The 2,446-nt window shown below is 66.9% G+C and carries 2 protein-coding genes; both read left to right on the top strand.

What is annotated here, in order from left to right; all coding sequences use genetic code 11:
* The first annotated feature begins 479 nt into the window (after window positions 1-479).
* The gene (locus QZX93_RS19140) at window positions 480-929 is read left to right on the top strand and encodes a hypothetical protein (RefSeq protein WP_295392441.1); all 450 of its coding nucleotides are present in this window, start codon (window positions 480-482) and stop codon (window positions 927-929) included.
* On the top strand, window positions 926-1,948 hold the full coding sequence (locus QZX93_RS19135; RefSeq protein WP_295392439.1) for a CapA family protein: 1,023 nt from the start codon (window positions 926-928) through the stop codon (window positions 1,946-1,948). The genes QZX93_RS19140 and QZX93_RS19135 overlap by 4 nt, the downstream gene beginning before the upstream one ends.
* The last annotated feature ends 498 nt before the right edge of the window (window positions 1,949-2,446 follow it).

The raw sequence follows: 2,446 nt of genomic DNA, 5'->3' as shown, positions 1-2,446 counted from the left end.
TCACGAAGGTTCACGCACGGGGCCTCGGACAGTAAGGGGACCGACGTGCTTTATACCCGGGCCACCTGGCGTTGTCCAGTGTTGCGGACAACCGCCGGTTGCAACAGAGAGTCCTGGCTAGAACGGTTCCGCCCTGGGGCATCCGCACCAGCGCCTTGACCCGGACGGTGGCATCGCGTGCGCGGGCCACGAGGGTCGCCGTTTCCGGCCTCGATCATCGTTCCGGCCAAATCGGGGCCGGAGTCCAAGGCTTCGGCCTTGGCTGGACAGGACCAAGGCTGAAGCCTTGGACTCCCGAAGCAGGCCGCTGGCCGGAACGATGATCAAGGCCCCGTTTCCGCCTCCCAGTCGGGCCGACACGGGGCGAAGTGTCACCGCAGCGCCGGCTCGACCGCTCGACCAGGGACGCGGCGGCCGAGCGCAGAGGCGAGTATGCTGACTTCCCAATTCAGCCTGTTCGCCCGCCCCTAAGAAGTCCGATGCCACCACGCGATTTGAGACGTCACCGCGCCCCCGTTGCATTGGCACGATCGGCCCTGGCCCTCGGCCTGCTCGCGGCCTGGGCCATGCCGGCGACCGCCACGGCCGCACCGCGTCTGCGCTGCCACATCGAGCAGGGTGGAACCTCCCAGGTGTTGGAATTCGCACCGGTGGCCGACCCCTACAGCGTGCCGGCCATCTCCATCAACGGGCGCTTCCGCTTCAAGGCCGTGGTGATCGGCGATGCACGATCGGTGCAATACATCAATCTCTACACCTACTACCAAACCGAGCGACGTTTGCTCTTGCTGCACGAGGCCAAGTACCAGGCGCCGACGATTCAGGCCAACCCCGCCCGGGACGCACTCACCGGCGGGAATTATCTGTATTCGCCCGGGCGCGAGCGGGAGTTCCAGTATGGGTGTGCGCTGTTGGAGGTCAGCCCATGACGCGCATCGGCCGCCCTCGCCTGGCCGCCGCGCTGGGTTGTGCCCTCGCCTGCTGCGCCGTCAACTGCCGCTTTGGCGCGATGGCCGCGGAGCCACCGCCAGCGCCGACCGTCACGCTCACGGTGGTCGGCGATATCATGCTCGACGAATCGCCGGGGGCGGCGGTCGAGCGCGGGCAGGACCCCTTCGCCCCCGTTGCCGCGCTGTTGGACGGCGCCGATATCCGGATCGGTAATCTGGAGTGTGTCGTGGCGACCCAGGGAGAGGCCGAACCCGGGAAACCCTATACCTTCCGCGCCCACCCGCGCACCTTGCAGCCGCTCAAACGGCATTTCGACGCGGTGACCCTGGCGAACAACCACTCCGGCGACTTTGGGCCGGGCGCATTCGCCGAGATGCTGGGCCTCTTGGATCAGGCGGGTATCGGCTGGTTCGGCGGCGGCGCCGACCTGGCGCAGGCGCATCGGCCACTCATCGTCGAGCGTCACGGGCTGCGGATCGCGTTGCTCGGCTATGACGAATTCCTGCCGCGCAGCTTCGAGGCCGGGGCCGATCAACCGGGGGTTGCCTGGAGCGAAGATGAGCAGGTCCAGCGCGATATCGCGGGCGCGCGCAGCACCGGGCACGCCGATCTCGTGATCCCGATCATGCACTGGGGCTGGGAGCACGAGCCCATTGCCAGCCCCCGCCAACGCCAATTGGCCCGTCTCATGATCGACGCCGGGGCCGACGCGGTGATTGGCGGCCACCCCCATGTGACCCAGGACACTGAGCAGTATCGCGGTAAGCCGATCGTCTACAGCCTGGGAAATTTTGTCTTCAACGGGTTCACCGACGCCATCAACAATACCGGATGGTTGTTGCGCTTGGAGCTGGACCGGCAGGGCGTGCGCCGGTGGCGGACCTTCGTCGCACAGATTGACGCCGAAGGGATTCCCCATCCCGCTGCCGATGCCGATGCCGCCGGCACCTGTTGGGAACGAGGGCAGGCAACGCCATTGACCTGCGGCAACCCATAAAAAAAGCCGGCCATCGGGAAACCCGAGGGCCGGTCATCCTTTAAGCCTCCGTCGGGAGGGATGAGGCCTATTGGATGGGTGTCATCCGTTTCCTCCACCCGCAAGAGCGGGTGCCGGGACCTGCGGGTCTAGCTGACCTTGTGGCGCCGCTCGCCGCCCCTGGGGCGCCTGGCGAAGGTCTGCCGTCACTGTTCCCGACGGCTGGGCAGCATGCCAGACGCTCCCTGAACCGGACCCCAGGGCCTGGTCGCTCATCTCGCGCCTGTTGGCGTCGACCCGCAAGGCCGCGGAGCCCGGGCAGAAGGTCCTTGCACCGACCCACGAAAAACACAACCGTCAAGCGCAACCGTCAAGCGCATGTCAACCCAAAGTAGAAATGTCCCCTATTCCGCAAAGTAGAGATGTCCCCTGTTGGCGGGGGCAGGGGGCGAGATGCAGGGGAGGGGCCGCCGGGTCGGCGGGCCAGACGTAGGGAGCCCGTAGGGCGACCGGAGTCTG

Origin of the sequence: uncultured Thiodictyon sp. (genome assembly GCF_903946935.1) — a bacterium.
Taxonomy (GTDB): Bacteria; Pseudomonadota; Gammaproteobacteria; order Chromatiales; family Chromatiaceae; genus Thiodictyon.
This window is presented reverse-complemented; position numbering and strand designations above follow the sequence as displayed.